Source organism: Nafulsella turpanensis ZLM-10 (genome assembly GCF_000346615.1).
Taxonomy (GTDB): Bacteria; Bacteroidota; Bacteroidia; order Cytophagales; family Cyclobacteriaceae; genus Nafulsella; species Nafulsella turpanensis.
This window is the reverse complement of the sequence record NZ_ANNU01000008.1, coordinates 172,646-196,199: the sequence shown is the minus strand read 5'-3', so window position 1 is coordinate 196,199 and position 23,554 is coordinate 172,646. Positions and strand designations below refer to the sequence as shown.

The 23,554-nt window shown below is 45.3% G+C and carries 24 protein-coding genes; 11 read left to right on the top strand and 13 right to left on the bottom strand.

The window, feature by feature from the left end; translation table 11 throughout:
- Positions 1-120 precede the first annotated feature (120 nt).
- Together F752_RS0104695 and uvsE are read right to left on the bottom strand one after the other, a co-directional pair.
- The gene (locus F752_RS0104695; RefSeq protein WP_017730577.1) at positions 121-1,473 is read right to left on the bottom strand and encodes a sigma-54-dependent transcriptional regulator; all 1,353 of its coding nucleotides are present in this window, start codon (positions 1,471-1,473) and stop codon (positions 121-123) included.
- A gap of 462 nt (positions 1,474-1,935) precedes the next feature.
- Entirely contained in the window at positions 1,936-2,883 is a 948-nt protein-coding gene (gene uvsE, locus F752_RS23465) for a UV DNA damage repair endonuclease UvsE (RefSeq protein WP_017730576.1), read from the bottom strand.
- Between the two features lie 551 nt (positions 2,884-3,434).
- On the opposite strand from uvsE, the gene F752_RS0104680 reads away from it, so the two are divergent.
- From F752_RS0104680 to F752_RS0104645, 6 genes are all read left to right on the top strand, one after another.
- Positions 3,435-5,654 (top strand): TonB-dependent receptor, encoded by a 2,220-nt coding sequence (locus tag F752_RS0104680; RefSeq protein WP_017730574.1) that lies wholly within the window; start codon positions 3,435-3,437, stop codon positions 5,652-5,654.
- Between the two features lie 158 nt (positions 5,655-5,812).
- Positions 5,813-6,352 carry a flavin reductase family protein gene (locus tag F752_RS23460; RefSeq protein ID WP_017730573.1) on the top strand — a complete coding sequence of 180 codons (540 nt, stop codon included), beginning with the start codon at positions 5,813-5,815 and terminating at the stop codon, positions 6,350-6,352.
- A 128-nt stretch (positions 6,353-6,480) separates the two neighbouring features.
- Positions 6,481-8,145: an FAD-dependent oxidoreductase gene (locus F752_RS0104665; protein WP_017730571.1), complete on the top strand. Its 1,665-nt coding sequence runs from the start codon at positions 6,481-6,483 to the stop codon at positions 8,143-8,145.
- Between the two features lie 55 nt (positions 8,146-8,200).
- Entirely contained in the window at positions 8,201-8,749 is a 549-nt protein-coding gene (locus tag F752_RS0104660) for a hypothetical protein (RefSeq protein WP_017730570.1), read from the top strand.
- 124 nt (positions 8,750-8,873) lie between these two features.
- On the top strand, positions 8,874-9,440 hold the full coding sequence (locus F752_RS0104655) for a CAP domain-containing protein (RefSeq protein WP_017730569.1): 567 nt from the start codon (positions 8,874-8,876) through the stop codon (positions 9,438-9,440).
- A 480-nt stretch (positions 9,441-9,920) separates the two neighbouring features.
- Entirely contained in the window at positions 9,921-10,862 is a 942-nt protein-coding gene (locus F752_RS0104645) for a ribose-phosphate diphosphokinase (RefSeq protein ID WP_017730568.1), read from the top strand.
- Positions 10,863-10,948: 86 nt separating this feature from the next.
- Here F752_RS0104645 and F752_RS0104640 read toward each other — a convergent pair whose 3' ends face one another.
- Positions 10,949-11,842 (bottom strand): LysR family transcriptional regulator, encoded by an 894-nt coding sequence (locus F752_RS0104640; RefSeq protein ID WP_017730567.1) that lies wholly within the window; start codon positions 11,840-11,842, stop codon positions 10,949-10,951.
- Between the two features lie 119 nt (positions 11,843-11,961).
- On the opposite strand from F752_RS0104640, the gene F752_RS0104635 reads away from it, so the two are divergent.
- Positions 11,962-12,216 (top strand): hypothetical protein, encoded by a 255-nt coding sequence (locus tag F752_RS0104635; RefSeq protein WP_017730566.1) that lies wholly within the window; start codon positions 11,962-11,964, stop codon positions 12,214-12,216.
- A 147-nt stretch (positions 12,217-12,363) separates the two neighbouring features.
- Here the strand turns inward: F752_RS0104635 and F752_RS0104630 are convergent, their stop codons facing one another.
- The 3 genes from F752_RS0104630 to F752_RS0104620 all read right to left on the bottom strand — a co-directional run bounded on the left by F752_RS0104630 (position 12,364) and on the right by F752_RS0104620 (position 15,291).
- On the bottom strand, positions 12,364-13,389 hold the full coding sequence (locus tag F752_RS0104630; RefSeq protein WP_017730565.1) for a metal-dependent hydrolase: 1,026 nt from the start codon (positions 13,387-13,389) through the stop codon (positions 12,364-12,366).
- A 4-nt stretch (positions 13,390-13,393) separates the two neighbouring features.
- Positions 13,394-14,782, bottom strand: a complete 1,389-nt coding sequence (locus F752_RS0104625; protein ID WP_026135519.1) for a M28 family peptidase — start codon at positions 14,780-14,782, stop codon at positions 13,394-13,396.
- A gap of 71 nt (positions 14,783-14,853) precedes the next feature.
- Entirely contained in the window at positions 14,854-15,291 is a 438-nt protein-coding gene (locus F752_RS0104620) for a hypothetical protein (RefSeq protein WP_017730563.1), read from the bottom strand.
- Between the two features lie 312 nt (positions 15,292-15,603).
- On the opposite strand from F752_RS0104620, the gene F752_RS0104615 reads away from it, so the two are divergent.
- Positions 15,604-16,173 carry a helix-turn-helix domain-containing protein gene (locus F752_RS0104615; protein ID WP_017730562.1) on the top strand — a complete coding sequence of 190 codons (570 nt, stop codon included), beginning with the start codon at positions 15,604-15,606 and terminating at the stop codon, positions 16,171-16,173.
- 125 nt (positions 16,174-16,298) lie between these two features.
- Positions 16,299-16,763 (top strand): hypothetical protein, encoded by a 465-nt coding sequence (locus F752_RS0104610; protein ID WP_040664189.1) that lies wholly within the window; start codon positions 16,299-16,301, stop codon positions 16,761-16,763.
- Positions 16,764-16,834: 71 nt separating this feature from the next.
- Here F752_RS0104610 and F752_RS0104605 read toward each other — a convergent pair whose 3' ends face one another.
- Together F752_RS0104605 and F752_RS26195 are read right to left on the bottom strand one after the other, a co-directional pair.
- Entirely contained in the window at positions 16,835-18,199 is a 1,365-nt protein-coding gene (locus F752_RS0104605) for a tetratricopeptide repeat protein (protein ID WP_081604510.1), read from the bottom strand.
- A gap of 114 nt (positions 18,200-18,313) precedes the next feature.
- Positions 18,314-18,484, bottom strand: coding sequence for a hypothetical protein (locus F752_RS26195; RefSeq protein ID WP_017730559.1), 171 nt, complete (start codon positions 18,482-18,484; stop codon positions 18,314-18,316).
- A gap of 424 nt (positions 18,485-18,908) precedes the next feature.
- Here F752_RS26195 and F752_RS0104590 point away from each other — a divergent pair, with 424 nt between their 5' ends.
- Together F752_RS0104590 and F752_RS0104585 are read left to right on the top strand one after the other, a co-directional pair.
- Positions 18,909-19,403, top strand: coding sequence for a hypothetical protein (locus F752_RS0104590; RefSeq protein WP_152425027.1), 495 nt, complete (start codon positions 18,909-18,911; stop codon positions 19,401-19,403).
- Positions 19,404-19,476: 73 nt separating this feature from the next.
- The gene (locus F752_RS0104585) at positions 19,477-19,914 is read left to right on the top strand and encodes a hypothetical protein (protein WP_017730556.1); all 438 of its coding nucleotides are present in this window, start codon (positions 19,477-19,479) and stop codon (positions 19,912-19,914) included.
- Positions 19,915-19,921: 7 nt separating this feature from the next.
- Here F752_RS0104585 and F752_RS0104580 read toward each other — a convergent pair whose 3' ends face one another.
- From F752_RS0104580 to F752_RS0104560, 5 genes are all read right to left on the bottom strand, one after another.
- Entirely contained in the window at positions 19,922-20,395 is a 474-nt protein-coding gene (locus tag F752_RS0104580; RefSeq protein ID WP_017730555.1) for a c-type cytochrome, read from the bottom strand.
- Positions 20,388-21,056: an SCO family protein gene (locus tag F752_RS0104575; protein WP_017730554.1), complete on the bottom strand. Its 669-nt coding sequence runs from the start codon at positions 21,054-21,056 to the stop codon at positions 20,388-20,390. Before F752_RS0104575 ends, F752_RS0104580 begins: the two co-directional genes overlap by 8 nt.
- Positions 21,057-21,246: 190 nt before the next feature.
- Positions 21,247-21,789 (bottom strand): CopD family protein, encoded by a 543-nt coding sequence (locus F752_RS0104570; RefSeq protein ID WP_017730553.1) that lies wholly within the window; start codon positions 21,787-21,789, stop codon positions 21,247-21,249.
- A 146-nt stretch (positions 21,790-21,935) separates the two neighbouring features.
- Positions 21,936-22,481, bottom strand: a complete 546-nt coding sequence (locus F752_RS0104565) for a GNAT family N-acetyltransferase (protein WP_017730552.1) — start codon at positions 22,479-22,481, stop codon at positions 21,936-21,938.
- Between the two features lie 27 nt (positions 22,482-22,508).
- Complete coding sequence (locus tag F752_RS0104560) at positions 22,509-23,351, bottom strand: MOSC domain-containing protein (protein ID WP_017730551.1); 843 nt, start codon at positions 23,349-23,351, stop codon at positions 22,509-22,511.
- Positions 23,352-23,554: the final 203 nt, after the last annotated feature.

The window sequence follows — 23,554 nt, the reverse complement described above, 5'->3', positions numbered from 1 at the left end:
ATGCAGCTAAAACTGTGCCTCTTTGGTTTATTCATTTTCTTTTCGGTGAATGTGGGGGTATAAGGTTGATGATTAAGGAAAGCATTCCTTCTGTGGGAATGAATTTCCGGTAGTAGGAGCTTAAATCTTATTTGACTGGAGTAAACGATAAATGGTAGATTTACCAATTCCAAGTTTTTTAGCCACCAGCAGCACATTTCTGTCGTACTTTTCCAGATAGCTCTGAATTATTCGAAGATTATATTCTTTCATGGTTAATTCCTGCGCCAGAATATCGGCCATACTGGAGGTAGAATTAAAGATGATATTTTCTTCCTGAATGGTTTCGTCCTCGGCCATTACGCAGGCCAGTTCAATAATGGCTTTAAGTTCACGAATATTACCGGGGAATGGGTACTCCAGCAATTTGGTCTGCGATTTTGCGCTGAGGCTTAGTTTCTTAATCTTGTTCTCTTTGCAGTAGAGGTCGATATAGTGCTTGGAAATCAGCAAAATGTCGTTACCTCTCTCGCGCAGGGGAGGAAGCTGAATAGGGAGACCCAGCAGGCGGTAATACAGGTCCTCCCGAAAATTCCCGTTCTTTACCTCTTCTGCCAGATTTTTATGGGTGGCGACGATAATACGTACATCAATCGGAACAGGCTTATTGCCACCCACTCTTTTTACTTCCATTTCCTGCAGTACTCTCAGGAGTTTTGCCTGCAGGTTAATATCCATTTCGCCTATCTCATCGAGAAAAATGGTTCCTTTATCGGCTTCTTCAAAAAGGCCAATACGGCGGGTTTGGGCTCCGGTAAAAGCGCCTTTTTCGTGTCCAAAAAGCTCACTCTCCATTAGTTCTTTTGGAATGGCCGTAATATTGACGGCCATAAATGGTTTATTCCGGCGGGCCGAGTTGTAATGAATGGCCTTGGCTACCACTTCTTTACCGGTACCTGTTTCGCCGCTAATGGAAACCGTTATTTTACTCTTTGCAGCCTTTTCAATTACCGAGAAAGTTTTTTTGATTGCTTCGCTATTACCAATGATATTCTCGAAGTCGTATTTTTTTCCTATTTCCTCCTTCAGGTAATTTATCTCCTCCCGCAGGCCTATGTTTTGGCGAATATTGCTGATCGTGATCCAGAGGCGATCTTTGGTGTCCTCATCTTTTACAATGTAATCGTAGGCACCCAGCTTGAGCAGGTCTACGGCCGTTTTTATATTTTCCTGCCCGGAAATTATCACCACATGAATGTCGGGGTTGAGCTGCTTGATTTTCCTGAGCACTTCTTCACCCGTAATATCGGGCAGGGTATAGTCAAGGCAGATAACATCCGGGTTAAGGTAGAGGTTAGCCATGCAATCCTTACCCGTGTGGAAACGAGCCACCTCATACTCCGGGTTGAGGGAGAGGTGGTAAGACAGGAGTTCGCTGTACCAGATATCATCCTCAACGACAAATATTTTTAACGATTCCTGTTTCTTTTTCATAATTCCCCTCCTGGCGCAGATGGCCTATACAAAAATAACATAATGGACAGGAAAAAACTTGTTTCAAAATGGGAAAATATGTCACCTGTGGTATTTTGTCCCATTAATAGAAAGGGGGGCGAGCTGAGGACCTCTTTCCATTAAGTGAGGTTTTAAAATAAAACATTGAAAGAGTTTGGTTATCGCCGAGGGTAGGCTTCAGTATAAGGGCCCCGGGACGTAATGTTTTACAGCTCCTGTGGCTGCATACCTGCGAAAGAAAGGACTGTTTAGCAGTAGGGGGTAAAATTAGCTGTCCATTTAAATTTGTCTTCCGGCTCTCAAAAAAGAATTTAATTTCTTGTAATTATTTTAATTATTTTATAACTTAATGAAAACGAGATGATTGAGCTGAGAGCAGCAATTAATTGCTGCCTCACCAATTTACCAAGGGCCGCTTATGCGGTCCTTGGTGTTTTAGGGTTATTTGGTTTCTACAGGCAAAGGTGGCAGCGGTTCTTTAAGCATACCATTTTTCTGCAGTTCCCGGTACCTGAGCAGGGCTTCCTCTTTTTGCTTGGCCTCAATCATAATATCAAACTCCCGCCCGTAAGAGGGAATGCGCCTTTCGATATAGTCTGAATGGGCTCGGAGAAGTTTCCGGTCTTTTAGCGATTTAGGTTCAGAATAATGAACAATAGGTCTTATTCCTTCCGGCCAGCTGCCTAATGCCTGCATGAGAGCCTCTTCCTGCGATTGCCCACCCGGATGACAAAAATGGTGGTGATAGTCAAACACCAGCGGTATGCCTATTTTTTTATGAATACCTTCGTACAGTTCTCCTGTGCTGAACATATTAGGTTTGTCGTCATTTTCGACCGTAAGTCTTGCTTTGGTGGAAGACTGAAGGCGCTGATAGTTTTTGCAAAAATTTTGAAGAGCCTGCTCTTTATTGCCTTGCAGGCTGCTCCCAACATGAATATTTATTTTATGAAATGGCGTAGCACTCAGCTGCATCAGGTTCATAATGGCCGCATGCTGGTCGAGCTCCTTAACGGTTTTCTGTACCACATCCGGCTTTTCAGATGCGAGAACGTTAAAAGGACCAGGATGAAAGGAAAGGCGCATATGGCTGGAGCTGGCGAATTCACCTGCCTCCTTCAGAAGGGCTGCAATTTGTGAGAACTGAGGTAGCTCCTCCAGCTCATATTCACTCATCCAGGGAAACATGCTGCTCGAAAGACGATAGAAAAGAATATCATGCTCCTGGTTCCAGCGCAAAACCAGTAGCAGGTCCTGCAAATTTCGGATGATGAGCTCACCTGTATAGGAGAGTCCTTTTTCTAAAAATGTTTTACGAATCATTCCGCGGTTAACCGAAATTTTTTCTTCGGCCAGGGCAGTGTTCAGGCAGGCATATCCTATCCGCATATGTTTGTTTTTAGATGTAACTGATTGAGGTGTAGGGTTTTGAAAAATATTTCAACTTTTTTAAAAATTTCCGCAACCTTTAACTCGTTCCTCCAGTATAATGAGTCGAAAGCAAGGCGGAACCTTACTAGGAAGGAGACGCAGATTTTTTAGACTCTTGATAATTTTTTTACCTGTTGTTTGAGTTGCCTTATTTTTTTAGACTCATTATTTTTTTAACGAAGGCAATATATTTTTTAAACTTGAAATGAGTAAGTGTGTTTAGTAAGGAGTGCGTTAGCCACTAAACCAAAATTTTTTAGCATTAAAAAAAGGAGGCTGTCTTTAACCAGGCAGCCTCCTTTTTGTCTTTTAAGAAACCTTCTCCTTCTGCTCCTGTTTTCCGGGGAAATAAACTGTATAAGCTATAAAGGTTGCTGCGGCTTAGTTCTTTGCCAATACGCGAACAGCATTTTATTGGGGTAGCTCTGTTACCATTTACTTTCATTTGTATTTTCACTTTGGGTTTATGTCAGTATTTTTGCCGCCTGACAAAACCCACCAGGTTGATTATGAAAAATACCCTCCTCTGTACGGCTATTCTACTCCTTTTTTGTGCCACTGCATTTGCCCAGGAAATAGAAGGACGTATAACTGATTCGAAGGGAGATGCCATTGAAAGTGCCTATATCTATAATCAGCGTACTGGCTCTCATGCGCACAGCAATACAAAAGGTTTATTTATTCTGGGACAGACGATAACGGGAGACACGCTGCTGCTAAACCTTATAGGCTACAAAAACAGGCTGGTGGTTGTACAGGATTATCCGGTTGAAGTTGTTTTACAGGAAGCTCCGTTTGAGTTGGAACAGGTTGTAATTACCCCTGAACTGAAATCGCTCAATACCATTTCGGCTGTTAACCTGAACTTAAACCCGGTAAAAAGTTCACAGGAAATTTTAAGAGTGGTACCGGGGCTTGTAATTGGGCAGCATGCCGGAGGAGGCAAGGCTGAGCAGATTTTCCTGCGGGGCTTCGATATTGACCACGGAACGGACATAAGTATTAGCGCGGATGGAATTCCGGTAAATATGGTGTCCCACGCCCACGGGCAGGGCTATGCCGACCTTCACTTTTTAATTCCGGAAACCATTGAAAAGGTAGATTTTGGCAAAGGACCGTATTATGCCGACAAAGGCAACTTTGCTACCGCGGGTTATGTAAACCTGCAGACTTACGACAAAATAGACCAAAGCAGGGTGGCTGTAGAATATGGAGATTTCAATACCCTCCGTGCTGTGGGCCTGCTTAAACTGATTAACGGTAGCCCCAGGCATAATGCTTATCTTGCCAGTGAATATTACCTTACCGATGGTCCATTCGAGTCGCCACAGAATTTTAACCGGCTTAACCTGATGGCCAAGTATACCGGCTGGGTTTCGGCGGCCGACAAGCTGAGCCTGCAGGCGTCCTTGTTTCAGAGCCGCTGGGATGCCTCCGGACAAATTCCGCTTAGGGCTGTGGAAAGTGACCTAATAAGCCGCTTTGGTGCAATAGACGATACAGAGGGCGGGAGTACCAGCCGTGTAAACCTGCTTGCCCGGCTCGACCACATCATCGATCCCCAAACTTTTGTGCGAAACAAACTTTTCTTCAGTGCCTATGATTTCAAACTGTATTCCAACTTCACCTTCTTTTTAAATGATCCGGTATTCGGCGACCAGATCAGGCAACAGGAAAACAGGAGCATATATGGTGTGGAAAGCGAGTTCAATAAGAGGTTGGACCTGCTCAATACCGGAGCCGATATTAAGGCCGGAATAGGCTTTCGTAGCGATATGGTGGAGGATATTGAGCTTAGCCACACACTTAACCGACGAACCACTCTGGATGCGATCAGTCTGGGCGACATAATTGAAACTAATTTTTATACTTACCTGGATGCAGAAATAGAACTGGGCGAATGGCTAGTAAATCCTGCTATTCGTCTCGATTATTTTGACTTTCTCTATATCGACCATCTTTCTCTACAATACATTAGCCAGTCAGAAAATGAGGTATTTGCCAGTCCGAAGCTGAATATCAGTTATTCGCCCACTCCTTATCTGCAGCTGTATTTAAAAAATGGGATAGGATTCCACTCGAACGATACCCGAGTGGTAGTTGCCCGGCAGGGCAGGCAAATTTTGCCGGCTGCGTATGGTACCGATTTAGGGCTTAACTGGAAGCCTTCCGGCCGCCTGCTAATGAATGCTGCCCTCTGGCATTTATTTCTCGAACAGGAGTTTGTATATGTGGGCGACGAAGGGGTTGTAGAGCCAAGTGGTAAAACCCGGCGAATGGGGGTTGACCTTGGCATCCACTATCAGGCCCTCAATTGGCTGTTCTTCGATACGGAACTAAGCTATGCACATGCCCGGGCCTTGGAAGAAGACAACGGCCAGAATTATATACCACTGGCGCCAGCCTTTACCGCAAGTGGTGGTTTTTCTGTTACCGGAAAATCGGGCCTGAACGGCGGCCTGAGGGGCCGTTACCTGGCCGACAGGCCTGCCAATGAAGATAATTCAGTGGTGGCCGAGGGCTATTTTGTTGTCGATATGAACCTGAGCCATACTTACCGAAACTTTACCTATGGACTGGTTATCGAAAATCTGTTCAATACCGAATGGAATGAAACACAATTTAATACCGAAACAAGGCTGGCTTACGAAGAGGAGTCTGTATCGGAGATTCACTTTACACCAGGGACTCCCTTTTTTATAAAAGGGCGTGTTGCATTGGAATTTTAAAGAGCAGCCTCATTTAACAGGTGATAAACCGATAAGGGAGGGCGTTGGTCTGTTGCAGGCGAGCGCCCTCTTCTATTTTTACAGACATTACCATAAAAGTCGGCCAAACCTTGATGGGTGCAGTTCGTTAAATCCCTAAGAACCAAAAAGATATAAATATGAAAAGAGATAGCGATAACAGACTGGTAACAGATAGTAGCGAACTAACGCAAACACTTAAAAAAATTAGCTACGGCTTTTATGTGCTCACCACCAAAGCCAATGCAAATGACATTCAGGAACGGGATAAGGATTATTTTGCGGCTGGCCTTGTGTCGTGGGTAAGTCAGTGTTCTTTCGACCCGCCTATGGTGCTGGTTGCTGTGCAGAAGCAAAGCGATCTCAATGAGACGATTCGCAGGAGCAAAGTCTTTGCTTTGAATATTTTAGGAAAAGCCGATAAGCCTATGATTAGCCCTTTTAGTAAGGATACCAAAGTGGAAGAAGGCCGCCTGAACGGCTACAAGTATACAGAAGGAGAAACCGGCTGTCCATTGTTAAACGATGTACCCGCTTTTATAGAATGCCATGTGGAAGAAGTGGTGGAAAGTGAAGCCGACCATGTACTGTTCATAGGGAAGGTAGTGAATACTGGCATGCGAAATCCAGTAGCCGAGCCTCTTATGGAGTGGGAAACAGAGTACCACTACGGCGGATAATGCTGGCAGGCTCCGTTTATGGATGGAGCAGAACAGAAAAAGAAATTAAAATACCCTTCTCCATGAGGAGAGGAAAAACAAAGAGGCTTGGAAATCTTTTTATCTAAGACCTCTTTTTTTTTTGATTTATGAAGCTACCCTATATAATTGCTGTTGATGACGATCAGCAGGTGTTAGAATCTGTTACTCGAGATCTCCGGTCAGAATATGGAGAAAAATACCGCATAATAAGCACCACAGATCCACAGGAGGCACTTGATGCCCTTGGGGATATTAAAAATAAAAAGGAAACGGTGGCTCTCTTTGTAGCAGACCAGCGGATGCCCGAAATGGATGGAGTGGAGTTTCTTGGCAAGGCACTCAAGAAGTTTCCGGAAGCCCGGCGGGTGCTGTTAACCGCCTATTCCGATACCGAAGCGGCCATTAAAGCCATCAATGACGTACAACTCGATTATTATTTTGTAAAACCCTGGGACCCGCCGGAAGAAAAACTGTACCCGGTACTGGAAGGGCTGCTGGCCGACTGGCAGGCAACCCACACGCAGGAGTTCGAAGGAATTAAGGTAATTGGCTACCAGTTTTCGCCCCGCTCGCACGAGATAAAGAACTTCCTGGCCAGTAACCTTATTCCTTACCAGTGGCTCGATATGCAGTCACACAAGGCAGCAGGAGAACTACAGGAGGAATATGAGTGTTCCGAGCAGGATCTCCCGCTTATCATTTTTGAAGATGGCAGCGCCCTGTGTAACCCTGATCTGCAGGAGCTCGCCCGTAAAATAGGGCTGCAGTTGAATGCTTCGGAAAGCCTGTACGATGTGGTAATTATTGGCGCCGGCCCTGCAGGACTGGCAGCGGCGGTTTATGGTGGATCCGAAGGGCTCCGAACCCTTGTAGTGGAGAAGCATTCGCCAGGGGGGCAGGCCGGCAGTAGCAGCCGTATCGAAAATTACCTTGGCTTTCCACGGGGAGTAAGCGGGGCAGAGCTTACCCGCAGGGCCCTTTCGCAGGTAAGCCGTTTTGGTGTGGAAATACTTGCTCCGCAGGAGGTGAAAGATGTGGAGATTAAGGGAAATTACAAGCTCATTACGCTCTCCGATGAAACGGTGGTAAAAACGCGCAGCATTATCATTGCCACAGGCGTTAATTACCGAAAGCTTAAGGTTGATGGATTAAATGGCTTTAACGGCGCAGGAATATACTATGGCGGGTCAATGGCAGAGGCGCCCATGTGCCGGCAAAAAAATATCTTTATTGTGGGCGGTGGAAATTCCGCAGGGCAGGCGGCGATGTATTTATCGCAGTATGCCAGAAAAGTCGTTATCCTTATCCGGAAAGAAAACCTTGGTTCCAGTATGTCGCGGTACCTGATCGACCAGATAGAGGGTACTCCTAATATTGAAGTGTGGGGAAATACAGAAGTGGAAGGAGCCCTTGGTGAAGAGAAGCTCGAAGGCCTGAAGCTGGTCAATAACCAGGAAGACCGGCACTGGACAGAAGAAGAGGTAGGTGCTCTATTTATTTTTATTGGGGCAAAGCCCTGCACCCACTGGTTGCCCTTTAACATCATCACCAATAAAAAAGGGTATATTGAAACAGGGCGGGACCTGGTCCGGTACCCCGATTACTCCAAATTCTGGAAACTTAAACGTGAGCCTTACCTGCTCGAAACCTGTGGTGCAGGAATATTTGCAGCCGGCGATGTTCGGGCAGGGGCCATGAACAGGGTTGCATCGGCGGTAGGCGAAGGTGCAATGGCCATTAAATTTGTGCATCAGTATCTGGCAGAAAACTAAAGCTTTGTATACCTTCCGGGAAAAGAAGCCGTTAAAGTAAAAAATCTATTGCACCATGATTAAAAAAATAGTTTTCATAGGTCTGCTGAGCTTTCTTGGCCTTGATTTAATCGCTCAGACAGGCCAAAGCTTTCCGTCGATAGAAGGGGAGACCATCGATAAACAGGCGCTAAGTATTCCGGAAGATACCAAGGGCAAGTATACCCTCGTAGGTATGGCTTTTTCCAAGAAAAGCGACGATGAGCTGGAGAGCTGGTTTAACCCTGTGTATACCCGCTTTTTGCAGGATGCAGGCAATGCAGGCCTTTTTGCTGACTTTGCCTACGATGTTAATGTATACTTCGTGCCTATGTTTAGTGGACTAAAGAAAGCTGCTGCGGGCACGGCTAAAAGAAAGGCTCTGAAAAAAGTTGATGAGCGGCTACACCCCCATATTATGTTTTATGTAGGGGAAATAAACAGCTATCGTGATGCCCTTAAGCTGGAAGAGCGGGACCAGCCTTACTTTTTTGTACTGGATAAGGAAGGGAAGATTGTTTATGCTACCTCCGGAGCGTACAGCGAGAAAAAGATGGAAGAGGTAGAAACCATCATTAGCGAATAAAATTAAAATCAGTCCATTTGCTGGCACAAAGGAAAAAGGATGAGTGCCAGGCGCACCTATCCTCTATCCTTACCTCCACGAATTTTTATTCCAGCCGTTGTGTTAGCACAGGAAATGAATCTATATGAGAAAAATATCCGGACTGATAGTAGCAGGCTGCCTGCTGTTGCTGGCCCTGCGCCTGCCTGCCCAAACCCCTATTGATGTACAAAGTTTTGATGCGACCCTTCTGCAGACGCTTATTGCAGAAAAGGTAGATAGTGTGCGGCAGTCTCACAAAAAGCAGCCATTAGCAGCAGATGCAATATTGCAGCAGGCTGCTGTAGATCATGCTCTTTATCTGGCAAAGAAAGGAATGCTTTCCCACTTTCAGGAGGGAAATAAGAAGAAGTACGACCCGCAGGACAGGGTAGAATTCTTCGGCGGGATAGGTTACCAGACTGGCGAAAATGCCGCGGAACACCCGGTTCAGGTGCTTCTTGTGCAAAAGAAAGGCTATACCGTTAACCGCGTAGAAACATATGAGCAATCTGCCCTGCTGTTTATACAGCAATGGGTGCATTCCCCTATGCACTTTAAAAACCTGGTGAAAGAAGAGTTTAGCCGAAGCGGAATAGCAGTTAATCTTGACCCAAAGACAAAAAGAATATATGCCGTTCAGGTGTTTTCTCCGGAGCCATTAGCGCAATAGGCTAAAAAAATATGGTGAGTAAAAAAGGACTTGAAGCGATTCAGGTCCTTTTTTGGGTTAAAAGCCGGAAAGCAGTAGGAGGGAGGAATAAGAGGTTGATGAGCTAAAGACACAAAAGAAGAAAAGGCTATATTTCCTATTATCCGAAGATAATATTCCATATAGCCTTCCTCTCTCTCCTCAACCAAAGATTCTTATTCGATAAATTATTTCTTATCGAGTTTGTATAGTCATTAACGATAATTCTGTAAATGAGTTCCGAAATCGATTATTTTTTTTCCAAATTCTTTTTCATCTCTTTTAACTTTCCTTTAAAGGCAGATACTTAGAATAGTATTCGTGGCAAAAACCTTTTGTCTATTCGTTCTGTAATGCCAGCTGAGCGGTTGAGGGGTTATGGATTCCTTACCGAAATATTTATTCTTCGGGCTTTTTAGTTTAATTTTGAAAAGATGATGGTGATTTTTGAACACTTTCCTTATGAATAAACCGTACAAACTTTTTGCTACTTCCAGCGCTACAGAACTGGGATACTCCATAGCACAGGAGCTGAATAAAGAAATGGGCTCTTTGCAAACAGAGACTTTCTCAGACGGGGAGAAGTTTGTGAGTTTTCAGGAAAGTGTACGCGGGCATATCGTTTTTCTGGTGGCACAAATTAATATGCCTTATGAGAATATTTTTGAGCTTTTCCTCGCCATTGATGCTGCCCGCCGGGCTTCTGCCGAACAGGTGATTTGTATTTTACCTTACCTGCCTCACAGCCGGCAGGAGCGCAAGGGAAATATTCGTACGGCAATTGCCTCCCGCCTGATAGCTGACCTGTTGCAGCAGTCGGGGGCAGACAGGGTGATTACCATTGATTTGCACTCCGATTCTATTGAGGGTTTTTACAAGGTGCCGGTCGACCACCTGTATATGAGCCAGATATATGTACAGCACATTAAGAGCTTAAAACTGGAGAACCTGTGCCTGTGCAGTCCGGACTTTGGAGGTTTGAAGAGAATAAAGATTTATAAAGATAGGCTTAATTGCGATATGGCCGTAATTCATAAGGAAAGACTGAAGCCAAACCAGGTGAGCCATATGGAAACGATTGGCGATCCAAAAGGAAAGAATGTAATTATTATTGATGATATGATCGATACCGCGGGCACCCTTTGTAAAGCAGCAGATCTGCTGACTGAGCAGGGCGCCTTGTCTGTTCGTGCGTATTGTACCCATGCCATCCTGAGCGCTGGTGCCCGGGAGAAGATAGAGAAATCGTCTCTTAAGCAGGTATACATTTCTAATACCCTCAGCTATGCGGCTACCAGCCCCAAAATAGAAGTAATTAGCTGTGCAAAACTGTTGGCGGCTGCCATTCAAAACCTGCTCTCTAACCAGAGCTTTAAAAAAATCGAAGAGCACCGCTTGCAATAACGTGGTTTTGAGTGGCCGCGGTTACCTGGCCGGTGCAGCTACACTTTTGAAAAAGTGCCTTATGGCGCCGTGCCACAAAAACTGTTTTAATTTCCTTCCGCTATGTATCTGCCGGCCGTTTCCGTAACCTGACGTAGAATGTTCCTGAGGACAGGACTGTGGTCGTTTTTTCGCCATGTCACATAGAGGTTCATTTTGTAGGGTAACGGGATGAAGCGTACATTAGGTAATGCGCTGAAAGAATAGGAATAGGGCAGGATGGTAACGCCCAGCCCCCTTGAGACCAGCGCAAGACTCATTCCACCAAAGTCTGTTTCAATGTAAACGTTGGGAGTAAATTCGTACTCCTCTAACATCTGCCGAAGGCTTGAGGTATAGAAGGTTGTTTGCGCCAGGTTAGACAGGATGAACTTCTCGTTCTTCAAATCGTGTAGGCCTGTAAAATTCTGTTCATCCAGGGGATGGTTCAGGGGCACAACAAGTGCAAATGGTTCTGAATACAGGCAGCTCGACTGCAGGGAGGGGTTTTCAGCAGGATCACGCCTGAAAGCCATGTCCACCTGATAATTCAGTAATAGCTGCTCAAAGCTGGTGTCAGTTGGCTCCACTAATTCTATCTTGAGCTCAGGTTGGATGCGGGATATGCTGGTCAGTAGCTCAGGCATAAAACTGTAGGCGATGGAACCCGGGTAACCAATTCTAACAAAGCCGGAAGCCCCCTCATGAATCTTCCTGGCCTGCATGTGGATACGATTTATCTCATCGAGCATGGGTAACCACTGGTCTCTTAAAAAGGAACCAGCCTCCGTGAGCCTCACCGTTCGCTTGCTTCTCTCGAATAACTGTACACCGAGTTCATCTTCCAGGGCTTTAATCTGCCTGCTGAGTGCGGACTGGGTAATGAACATCCGCTCGGCCGTTTTCCAGAAGTGCAGTTCCTGGGATAGTGCCAGAAAGTGTTTTATCTGCTGAAGTTCCATTTATACTGATTCAGTTTTCGCAATAGTCAACTCAATATTAGCATTTTTAAGTCCATCTGCCTACGCTTACTTTGCAGTAATAAAGAGTTATAAACCTGTAAAGCTTAATAAATAAGGCAATGGTGCAATTTCGAAAATATGTGTGGGAAGTAGTAGGTTGGGTAGGCGCAGTCTTTGCACTTCTGGCCTTCAGCCTGAACAGTTTTAATGTTATTAGCAGTCAGTCACTCCTGTACCTGGGGATGTATAGCTTTGGCTGTCTTTTAATGGCCTTTTACGGTGTATCAAAGAAAGCACCAGCAAGCTGGGTGCTTAACGTCATCTTTTTGTTGGTAGCTGTTATTGCTTTAGTTAAAGTCTACCTGATAAGCTAGTCGCGTTGTAAAGAAAGCGTCAGGTAGTTTATTAAAGTGATGGAACAGATGGAAGGGAAGCTACTATTTTTAGCCTTACAAAAAGATTGTTGAAATGCAGCTGTACAATAATGGGGTGTGCTGTGGATCAAGTAAGGGACCCTTTGCTTAATCCACAACTGCCGGCTTTCCTGCTATTCGACTTAGGAAAGCATCCAGATAATCACCGTCCGGACGGAAGCTAAATTCTTTTTGCCCAATCTGGAGTTCTCCTTCTTTCTCTTCCAGTGTGTAGGTGAAAACAAATTCGCCGCCCTCGTCCTGCCAGCCGTTAAATTGTCCGAAGCGCAGGTCGCGAATCAGCAGCTCGTCTTCGCCAGGCTTAACAGAATAGTAGCCCTTGGTAATTTCCAGGAGCTTTGCCAGCTTAGGGTGAGGGAGGTAAGGAGAGAGCAATTCCTCGTTCTTCGGAAAGTATTGGAAGTTAATATTATCTGTATCGTCCAGCAGCGAATAAAAGCCGTTGTAGTATCCTTCCTCTGTTTTAACAACTATTGCCCAAAGTATGGCATTAAAAGGTGTGGCCTTTACGATGTGTTCCTCATAATCTATTTGCTGCTCCTCCAGGTTTCTCTCCACCACCCCTTCCACGGCCGACTGCGCTACAAAAGTAAAGAGGAGGTATGCGGAGCTTACTACAAGGCCTGTGGTATTCAGGCGCTGCCGGGCCGGGTCCTTCCTGTTTTTGGTGGCTGCCCATATCAGGAATATCAGAAAGGGGAGCGTATAGAATGGGTCGATCACAAAAACATTGTAAAAGGCCACTCCATAATCGCTGAAAGGCCAGAAGAGCTGCGTGCCCCAGGTGGTAAAAGAGTCGAGTACAGAATGGGTGACAAAGCCCAGCAGGAAGAGCCACAGCCAGTCTTTAAAACCGGCCGGGCTTTTTGGGTATAGCTTCCGTAGCAGCAGGGCCAGCAGTGGGGCGGCTATAACTGCGAATAGCAGGGAATGCGTGAGGCTGCGGTGCCAGCTCAGCTCTTCTACCACATCCAGCCAGGGGTTGAGTAATACATCCAGATCGGGAATGGTGCCTGCTACTGCACCCCAGAACATGGCTTTGTTGCCCAGCTTTTTGCCGGCTACTGCCTCGCCTACCGCAGCCCCTAAAACTATTTGGGTAAGACTATCCACCTGCTTACAGACCGTGTTGGTCGATGAGGTAGAGCAGAGAAGCCATTGCGGCAGTGCCTAGTTCAAGCTCGCGCTTATTTACATTTTCGAATACATCATTGGGTGTATGGTGGTAGTCGAAGTAACGTTGTGAGTCAGGGCGGAATGCGAATAGGGGAGTTCCCTGATTTTTTAAGGGACTAATGTCTGCCCCGCCATAGCCGGCTTTTATTTCATGCAGCTGGTAAGGCTCAAACAGAGGCTTCCAGCTCTGTACTTTCGCCAGTGTTCCTTCTCCGCTGTCGACGCTAAAGCCAATGGGTGTAAAGCCACCGCTATCCGATTCCAGGGCAGCAACATGCTTTTCTCCCTTTTCTTCTGCCTGCTCGGCATATTCGCGACCACCGGCGAGGCCATTTTCTTCGTTCATGAACATTACTGCCCGCAGGGTATGGCGTGGCTGATAGCCCAGCGCATCCAGTATCCGAAGGGCGTCGACCGACTGCACAATACCAGTGCCATCGTCATGAGCGCCCTCGGCTAAATCCCAGGAGTCGAGGTGTCCGCCCACTACAATGTATTCATCAGGTTTCTCGCTGCCGCGGATTTCGCCGATGACGTTGTAGGAAAGCACATCATCCAGCATCTTGCCGTGCGTTTCCATATACATTTTTAAGTTTTTATCCTTCTGCAGCATTTCGCTGAGCATTTCTGCATCCTGTGTACTAACGGCAATCGCCGGAATTTGCGGCACATTAAGCCCGAAGCGGGTGGTACCGGTATGCGGCACATCATCCAGACTGGTCGTAAGCGAACGAACAACAGCCCCAACAGCCCCTAATTGAGCCGCCTCCGAAGGGCCTGAGGTACGGTATTTCGCTGCATCGCCATAGGCCTGGAAGGTCTGCAGGTACTCTGATTTCATAGGATAGTTGAAAAATACGATCTTGCCTTTCACCCCTTTTTCGCCCAGCGCTTCCAGCTCTTCAAAGTGTTTCACTTCAATTACTTCTGCTTTCAGCCCATCAGGGCCTGTGCCGGTGGTGTTGCCAAGTGCAGTAACGGTGAGTTCCTGTGTGCCGTGCGTGCTGCTATTGAGTACACGGGCAATATCTTCCCCTCCTCTTACCCAGCGGGGAACCATTACAGGTTGCAGCCAAACAGTATCGAAGTTGTAGGTCTCCATCAGCTGGCGGCCCCATTCCACTGCAGCTGCCGCCTGTGGGGAGCCACTGAGGCGGGCACCAATATTTTTGGTGAGGTCCCGCAGCATTTCATAGCTCTCGCCCTTGGTGAGGGAGTACTTATAAATGTCTTTCAGCATCGCCTCATCCTTTGTTTGTGCCATTAGCGGCTGCGCGGCATAGAGGAAAAAGGAGCCAAGGAGGAGCTTTTTAAAAAGAGATAACTTCATGGGTGTTAAATTTTTAATTATTTTCATACTTGCCTGCTTTACCTTCGCCCTGTAGAGCAGGGCCAAAACTGCTAAGGATTAAGCTGGCGGGCCTCATTCAGTAGGTACATCATATGGTCAGGATCGCTGGCATTGAGCTCAAAGCGTCCCTCCAGTTCTATCAGGTCTTCAGTAAAAGGAATTTCCTCTGCACTGTTTACTTCAATAATTGTTTCCGGGCCTGCAGCTCCGCAAAAGTAGCAAAGATTAAACGGGTAGCGGGAAAAAACAAAGTAATTCTGTCCCTGCAGCTCTTTAAGGGGAATAATGTATCCCTTCAGGCGAATGGTTTTCCCTTCCAGGGCCTTTACTTCCGGGCCAAAGGTAGGTACATCCATAGGAAAGCCATCTTCTGTATTAACAGTGGAGAATTTCACCGCTTCCAGTTGCTTCCAAATATTCTCTTTTTGTGCCGAAGCGCTCAGGCAGTAGCCTGAAAAGAAGATGAATAGTATGATTTTTTTAACCATTTCTGTTGCCTAACAGGTAAAATCTGCAAAAACAAGGATTTAATTGTTGAAACACTAATAATAGTTAATTTTAAGGTAGAATTAAAACGGCCCCTGTACAATTTTGCCTCCCAGGAGCGTTAAAAGAAAGAAAAACATCTGGTAAGGACAGCCTCTGCTGCTACCCCCTGTTTTCAATTTTTTGCAGGTGCAGTCATTTGATGGGGAGTCTATTACCTCTCTTTTTCCAGAAGTTAAATTATTTCCTCATCAGGGCTGTTCTGCCAAAACAATTGTCATTTTTTTATATTATATTTTATTTAAGAGTGAGGTATGCAGGAAGAACTAATTTATATTCATAATATGACTTCGCCGAGGGATATTCTTTCGGTGAGTAATGAACTGGAGCGTATAGGGCTGAAAGTAAAGGAAATTGAGCTGGGAACAGCAGCCTTTGTTAATTCAGTAAATATCAAAGCAAAGGATCTGGCAGTAGCACTGGAAAAGATAGGTTTCAGAGTGTTGCAAAAGCAGGATAAGGAGCTTACGGAAGAGGTAAAGTTTCTGCTGGGAAACTACCTGGCTATGCTCAGAGAGAAAGGTGCTGTGCCGAATCTATCTGATTTTCTGGAAGAGCAGATGAAAAAGCCCTTCTCATCAGTAAGTAAGCGTTTCCGTAAAATAGAAGGCCGGACCATTGAAAATTATTATATCAGCTTAAAGATGGAGTACGTAAAACACCTGCTTAATTCCAGTAGTATGAGTGTTTCGGAAATTTCAGCTCGGCTTCATTACAGTAGCGCCCGCTCCCTGGCTCGTGTTTTTAAGGAGCATACAGGCTATTCGATATACGACTTTCGCAATAAGGAAAGAATGGCTTTTATGATGAGCCTGAATAGTTAGAGATAAAAATATTTAAAAGAATGGCTGCTTCGGAATGTCCGGGCAGCCTTTTTTGTTATTGGGAGGAGGATTTTTGTGGTATGGCAGGATCCTTGTAGTTTTACAGCAAAAGAAACGGAGTGGACATGAAGACGAATTTATCAGTAATTGCAGGCTTAGTCTTATTCTTTATGAGCTTTGGCGCTATAGGAGTGCTGGCCCAGGGAGGAAAGCCTAATTACTGGAATATCCTCTCGGAAGTAACGTATAAAGTAGAGGAAGATGAATATGGGGAGTTGTACGTGCCGGAGTTTTCGGAAAAGATAAAAGCACTGGAAGGTAAAGAAGTAACCCTGCAGGGTTTTATTATTCCGTTTGAAGGGATGTTTAAGCCGGAGCACCTGATTCTTTCTTCTTTGCCAATAGATGCCTGTTTCTTTTGCGGTGGAGGAGGACCGGAAACAGTGGCAGAGGTTTTCCTGGAGGAAGAAATAGAATTTACCGCCCGGCCAGTGAAGATAAAGGGTAAGTTTAAAATTAATAAGGATAACCTGGGTGAGCTAATGTATGTACTGGAAGAGGCTGCTTTTGTAAGTTATGCCGATGAGTAGATAGAAATAATTCCTCTCCTGCGTACTCCTGAGGAATTACTTCCATCTACTGATGCCTCTTCAGGTGTAACTTAAATTTTAGGTAACTTGCCTTGAATCTGCTGAACGAGCGGGTTTGGGCGCCTGTTAAGAACATCGTCAATGGCATCGATCATCTTTCGGGTGCGCTTTCTCTGGCGGGTGTGCCAGAAGATGGTATATGCGGCACCAAGCAGCAGAAGGGCTGCTATCAACTTAATGTGCTGGCTTCTTTCTTCGGAGGCTTCTAGCCTGCTCGCTGCTGAGTATTTTTCTGTTGCCAGCTGTACGGCCTGCTGTTTGCTGCTTGTCTCCAGCTCTTCCTGTAAATCGGAGAGTTTACGGTTATAGGTGCTCAACTTGCTGCTGTAGGTAGAGAACCGTTTATTAAGAGAGGCAAGTTCGTTAGGTCCATTGCCCTTAGCGCTGGCCTTAATCAAAGCTTCAATCATCAGCGCTAAACCGGTTTCTGTAGATTCTTCCACAATGCTAAGATCTGCTTCTTTTAGTCCTGCATCCAGGAGGGCAATCGCTTCGGCATATTGCTCCTGTTCAATATGTAACTCGCCCAGCGTATTCAGAGTACTCTGGGTAAAGGTAGGATCATTAATTTCTTTCTTGAGTGCAAGAGCTCTGTTAAGCCACTCTTCAGCTTCTTTAAAGTTTCCTTCTCTTAAATAAGCTTCGCCTATATTATTGATGGCTCCTGCTTCTAATTTGATGCCGCTATCTAAACTTTTTGAACTTTCAATAGCTAAAAGGTAATTTTCTCGGGCTTTTTCATAATTTCTCTGCTCTAATTGAACTGCTCCATATAAATTGTGAACCCTGCTTACCATTTTATAATCTCCCTCTGCCAAAGCTTCTTTCATGGCAAGCTGAAGTGCATCTTGTGCCTCTGCAAATTGGTCTAACTCACTGTAGCAGACAGCTATATTGCGATAAATCATCGCCTTTTCCTTAGAGGAACCCTCATAGATTAAAATATCCTTTGCTTTAGAGAGATAAGAAAGTGCAGTTTTGTAATCTTTTGTAGCGGCATAAATGTCTCCAATGCTATTATAAGCATTTGCTAATTGTGGTAGCATACCTTCTTTTTCAAAAAAGTTGGTAGCTTCTACATAAAGATATACAGCCTCTCCTAAATATCCTTGAATATAACGGATATCAGCCATTGCTCCATAGGCTGCAGCCTGCCACTCTCTTTTAGAAGAGGCTTCTGCTAATTTCTTTAATTCCTGCATAAAATAAAGAGCACTATCTGGATTAGAAGACTCTAAATGGCTTTCATAGAGCACCCAGTAATAGTCTAATTGAGCTTCTATATTAGCTAATTTAGGTTCAGGAGTAGATTCGTCTTCCGGAAGGCAAGAGCAAAGGGAGCTAAGCAAGACGAAGAGGAGGAGAAGGGTTCTCATGGTTAAAGCCGCAGTATTATTTCAACAATATGTGAATTTGAAGAAATAACTGCGGCTTTCCCAATAAAAACCAAATAATTTATTACATTAACAATGTTATATCTGTTGAGGGCGTTAGGCTCCAGGCTTCTTTGTTCCAGTTCTATCTGTGTCTACATCATCAGTTTCGAACTGGGGAGAAGATATTTCAGTGTCCGGAGTGATTTCGGCGGCTTCATCTGCACAGGAAGAAAGGCCAACACTTAAAAGGGCTACACAGCAAAGGGAAAGGAAAAATCTTTTCATATCTTAATATTGGTTTGGTTGTGATTTTAATATGATGTAATATTAAATACAATTTCACACAATAATGGTGGTATATTAAAGATCTCCCTACCTCTGTAATATTTCTCTTTTTTGCCATTTAATAAGTATTTGTTCCGCCAGAAGGCAGTTCCTGTTTCATGTAATTGGGTTGTTTTAAAGGAAAAAAGGGGTGTATTGTTTAGTGTCAGAGTGTAGCTAAATATCCATAAAAGTTAATATTTATTATAAATATTACATGAATTGCTTCTCTGTTAGGCAGGAGAAGCTAACTTGTGAAGCTTTTGGTGGTCCCCTAGCTACTTCTTTCCTCTTAATCAAGTTATATAAAAATTAGAAATAGCCTAAATCCTTTCCTTCTTTTTCCTGAACTTTACTCTTAAATCTAAAAAGTGTAAAATTGCGCATGGAAAAAAAGAACTTACTTCCACTTTTCTTACCGGCACTGCTTTGCCTGATGCTCATGTCCTGCGATCAGAAACAGGAAAATGTGGCTGAACCACCTCCACCAGTAGAGGTGGTTCCGGAGGTTCCGGTTCCGGAGGTGCTGTCTGAGGAGGAGGCTTTGTATAATGAGGTAATGGTTATTCATGACGATGCCATGGCTAAGATGGGAGAAATTCGCAGGCTGAGCCAGCAACTCAAGGACAGTATTGAAAATACGAATGCGAACCCCATGGAGCAGGAAGAAATGATCAACATTTACCGGAACAGGCTTAAAGAGCTGAAAGATGCAGACGGAGCCATGCGCGTGTGGATGAGGCAATTTGGTAAAGAAGGAGAAGGCCTGGAGGGCGAAGAGCGTATAAATTACCTGAAGGAAGAAAAGGCGGTCATGCAGGAAGTGGCCCGACAGATGGATGCGGCCATTGCAGAGGCAAGGAAGGTATTGAAGGAATAACCTTTTCATGAAAAGGCAGTTGAGAAAGCAAAGAATGAAAATGTTCTTTGCTTTTTTTTATTGGATTTGAATTATGACTAAAAAGTATAAATATCCTCTTGTAGTAGCTGTTTTAATCCTTTTACTTTCTGGTTGTGGCGGTAATGAGCAGCAGGAGATTGAAGACGCCCGGCAGCAGGAGCTTCAGGAGCTTAGCGAGGAAATGGATGGCATACTTCTTAGAGTCGGTGAGCTTAAGATGCAATTGCGCGACAGTATTGCTGACTGGTCGGCCGGGACTGATAGCAGTAAGCTGGTACAAATAGATCAATATCGCCTCCTGTTAACTGAGCTGGAGGAGACGGAAGCAGCCTACCAGGCCTGGAAGGAGGAGATTACCTATGAGCCCGAGGGGATGGAGCATGAGCAGGCTATGGATTTTTATGAGCAGGAAGAGAAAAAGGCAGAGTTAATCCGAATGGATATCAGAAGGGCTATTGAACAGGCAGAGGTTGCGACCGCTAAGGAATAAACCTGCCCTACTTACACTGGTTGAGCCGTTCCTCAGCTTCCTGTACACTCACAAAACCACCTTCATTGCCCCAGCTATTTAAAATATAAGTGGCAATTTCGGCTATTTCAATATCGGTAAGTGCTGGATTGGCCGGCATTGGCTGGTTGTATTGTACCCCGTTTACCACTACCGGTCCTTCCATTCCATGGCGAATGATGCACAAAGCATGTCCTTTATTATTCAGCAGGAAATCCGACTGAGCTAGAGGAGGGATGAGCTCTCCTAATCCACTACCATCTTGCTGGTGGCAGTTAGTACAATGTTGCTGATACAGAATCTGGCCCTGTACTGCGTACTGCCTGAATTTTAGCGCCGCTTTGCTATCGAGTTCTTCGGGCACTGTAAAGCTTCCTTCTGCAGGCTGTTCCTGTCCCTGGCAGTTAAGGAGGAGTGGGAGTGTGAAAAGTAAGAGCAGGGGGCGCAATTTTAATTTATTCATTTGTATCTCTCCCTTTATATAAAAGCAGCTCAATGTCATTCATCAGCTTATCGACCTCTGTGGGTACGGTTCCATCGTAATGGCCGCGAATGCGTCCTTCCCGGTCCACCAGCAAAAAGGCCCCGCTATGTAAAAAGCCTCCCGGGGCAGTGGAGTCCTGCTGGGTGGTGGCATAGTATTCACCTTCGCCTAACTCATACACATCGGTTTCCGTGCCGGTGAGGAAACGCCAGTTGCTGCCTTCTTCTACCCCGAGTCGTTCGGCATAATCGTTTAGCAGCGCTACAGTATCATACTCCGGGTCGATGCTGTGCGATAGAATCATAAAATCTTCTTCTCCTTTAAACTTCTCATGTACTCTCAGCATTTGCTTGGCCATTACCGGGCAAATAGATGGGCAGGTGGTGAAAAAGAAATCCGCCACATATACTTTACCTTCAACTGTTTCGCGGGTAACACGGTTACTGTCCTGGTCGTAAAAAACAAAGCTGTCGATGGTATGGTAAATTGTGTCGGTAATAGTTTCTCCGTTTACCACCTTTTCTTCGTAAGTGGTGTGCCCCATAATGGGTAACTCTCTCTCAGCCTCTTCATCACCTGGCTGGCAGGCTGTAAAAACAGCCAAAAAGAAAATAAGCAGGAGTGGGTGTATATATTTCATACTATTTAATGATTAAACAGGAATTGTGCAGGTTTTAAAATGGCCGATTAGAACCCGTTATTTTTGGAAGCAAGGAGCGCGATATCTGTTCGGCTGGGGCTTGTCCGGTTACCTCCTTTCGAAAAAACGTCCTGCCATCCGTCACTGTTCCGCTTTTCTGTGCACAATTCCGTAATTACATAATTTTAATTTATTTGCTTTCTCTCAATTGCTTGTATATCCTGATGGCTACCATTAACAGGACAGAAAACAGAATAAGACCTATAATTCCATACACCATACTAAGGGTGCTTCGTAGCACAACCAGAAATACGATGGAGATGAGGAAAAGAGTTGCTACTTCATTCCATATCCTTAATTTCTGTGACCTCCAGATGGTAAGGCCCCGCTGCAGTTTTTTGAATTGCTGGTGACATACAAAGTGGTAAACATACAAGCCAACTACAAAGGCCAGCTTTATCCAAAGCCAGTCAGGCATGGCATTTTGATAGCCAAAGCTAAAGAGCAGGCTCAGGCCCATTAGTAGTGTAAGGACGGCCGATGGCCAGGTAATGCCATACCACAGCCTTTTCGACATAATTTGGTACTGCTTTAACAGTATAGACTTTGCCGGCTCTGCTTCCTTTTCGTGGGCCTCCATCATATAAATAAAGAGCCTGACGATGTAGAAAAGTCCGGCAAACCAGGTAACGATAAAGATGATGTGCAGGGCTTTCAGGTAGAGGAAGGGCATATGTCACTCATTTGCTGCGAAGTTACGAAGGAGGCGCGAATTAGCGAACTAATTCCTCTTCTTTACGCACTTACAGGGAGTATTCAGGAAATGTAATCCCTGGTAGATGAATATGATTTGATGAAAAAGCTGAAATACAATCGCAGCTATTCCTGTTGGCGGAAATCCTCTTCCAGAATAGCATACTCATAATTATCCACCCACTGCCCACGAATCGGCAAAACCTTTCTTTTGCTGCCTTCGCAAAGCATTCCTGCTTTTTCCAGTACCCGTGCTGAAGCAACATTTTCTACGGCACAGCCGGCCTCTATCCTATGTAAGCGGAGGGTGTTAAAGCCAAAGTTCAGGAGGGCAAAGGCGGTTTCTGTGGCATAGCCCCGGCCCCAGAAGTTAGGGTGAACCTTGTACCAAATTTCACCTATCCTGTACTTAGGTTTTCCTAGGGTGATAGCTCCAAGGCCTGCAAAAGTCTGCTTTTCTTTTTCCTTCAGGCAGAATACATACGATTGTTGTGGCTCCTCCTGCTGTAGCTTCAACCACTGCTCTACCAGTTGTTGAGTTTCTTCAATGCCAGCAGGTATTCCCAGGGTGTTAAAATGATCTGTTTCAGGCAGGGAATGTAGTTGATGGACATCAGCTATATCACCGGGCTTTAATTCTTCCAGAGACAGGTGGCGGGTTATGAGATGCATAGGTGAAGTATTTAGAGGAAGAAAATATCACAGCGGCAGTGGTGATTCTTTGTGGCTTTTTACCTGTATGCGGTCACCGACTCTAAGCAGTCCTTCTCCTTCAAATAGTAAGTTCTGGCCGAAGAGTAGTTTCTGGTTCCATTTCCGGAATTGGGCAAGGGTAGCCAGTGGTTCCTTATTTACTTTTTCACCAGTCAACTGATCAATGGTGGTTACTACACAACGTGCACAGGGCTTTTCGGCCCAGAAGCGGGTTTCGCCAATAGCAAATGCATGCCAGCCATCCTCCTCGAAGGGTTTGCCTCCGGAGAATACCAGGTTAGGGCGGAAACGGTTCATGGAAACAGGCTCCTCAAGCCGGCGGTTGAGCTCGTCGAGTGAAGACTGGCCAATCAGCAGGATCGGGTACTCATCGGCAAAGCTTACCTTTTGCACCCTTCCGCTTATTTTGCCTCTGGTAAGCCGTTCGGCATCTTCCGGCATAAAAACCAGCTGGCAGCGCTGTTCAAGAGCTTCGCTAAACCATTCGCTGCTTTCCTGGCCAGCGAAAAGTGCTTTGCTGGTATCATCCCAGATGGGAGCCTGAATCTGGGCTGACAGTGGATCCACCTGTAGCGGAATATTCAGCGGCGGAAGGTTTTTGGTCCGGTGACGGACCTCCAGGTGTTGCGATTGCAGGCTTACATCGAGCAGAGCCATGGAGGCCATCTGGCGTTGGGTCATGAACTGGCCGTTCTCATCCAGCAGCATCCAGCGGCGATCCCATTGCAGGCCCCGCTCACATAGCCGGGCTTCCTCCAGTTGAATGCCAGCCAGAGACTTTATGGGGTATATCCATATTTCAGATAGTTGGAGGGAAGAGTTGTGCATGTGGCAATTTAAAATTTTTAACCTTCATCAGGCTTTGCTGAAGGGAATTTCTGCAGAAGAAATTTGTTTGACCTGAGAAAGCTCTCTTTAAGCCCTGACAATCAGGCTTAAGCTGTTTTTAATTTGCCAAGCTACCGCTGCAGTATCCCAACTTTGTTGTAAATTGTGTTAATATTTATGTTTAAGCTTAATTGTATCCCATA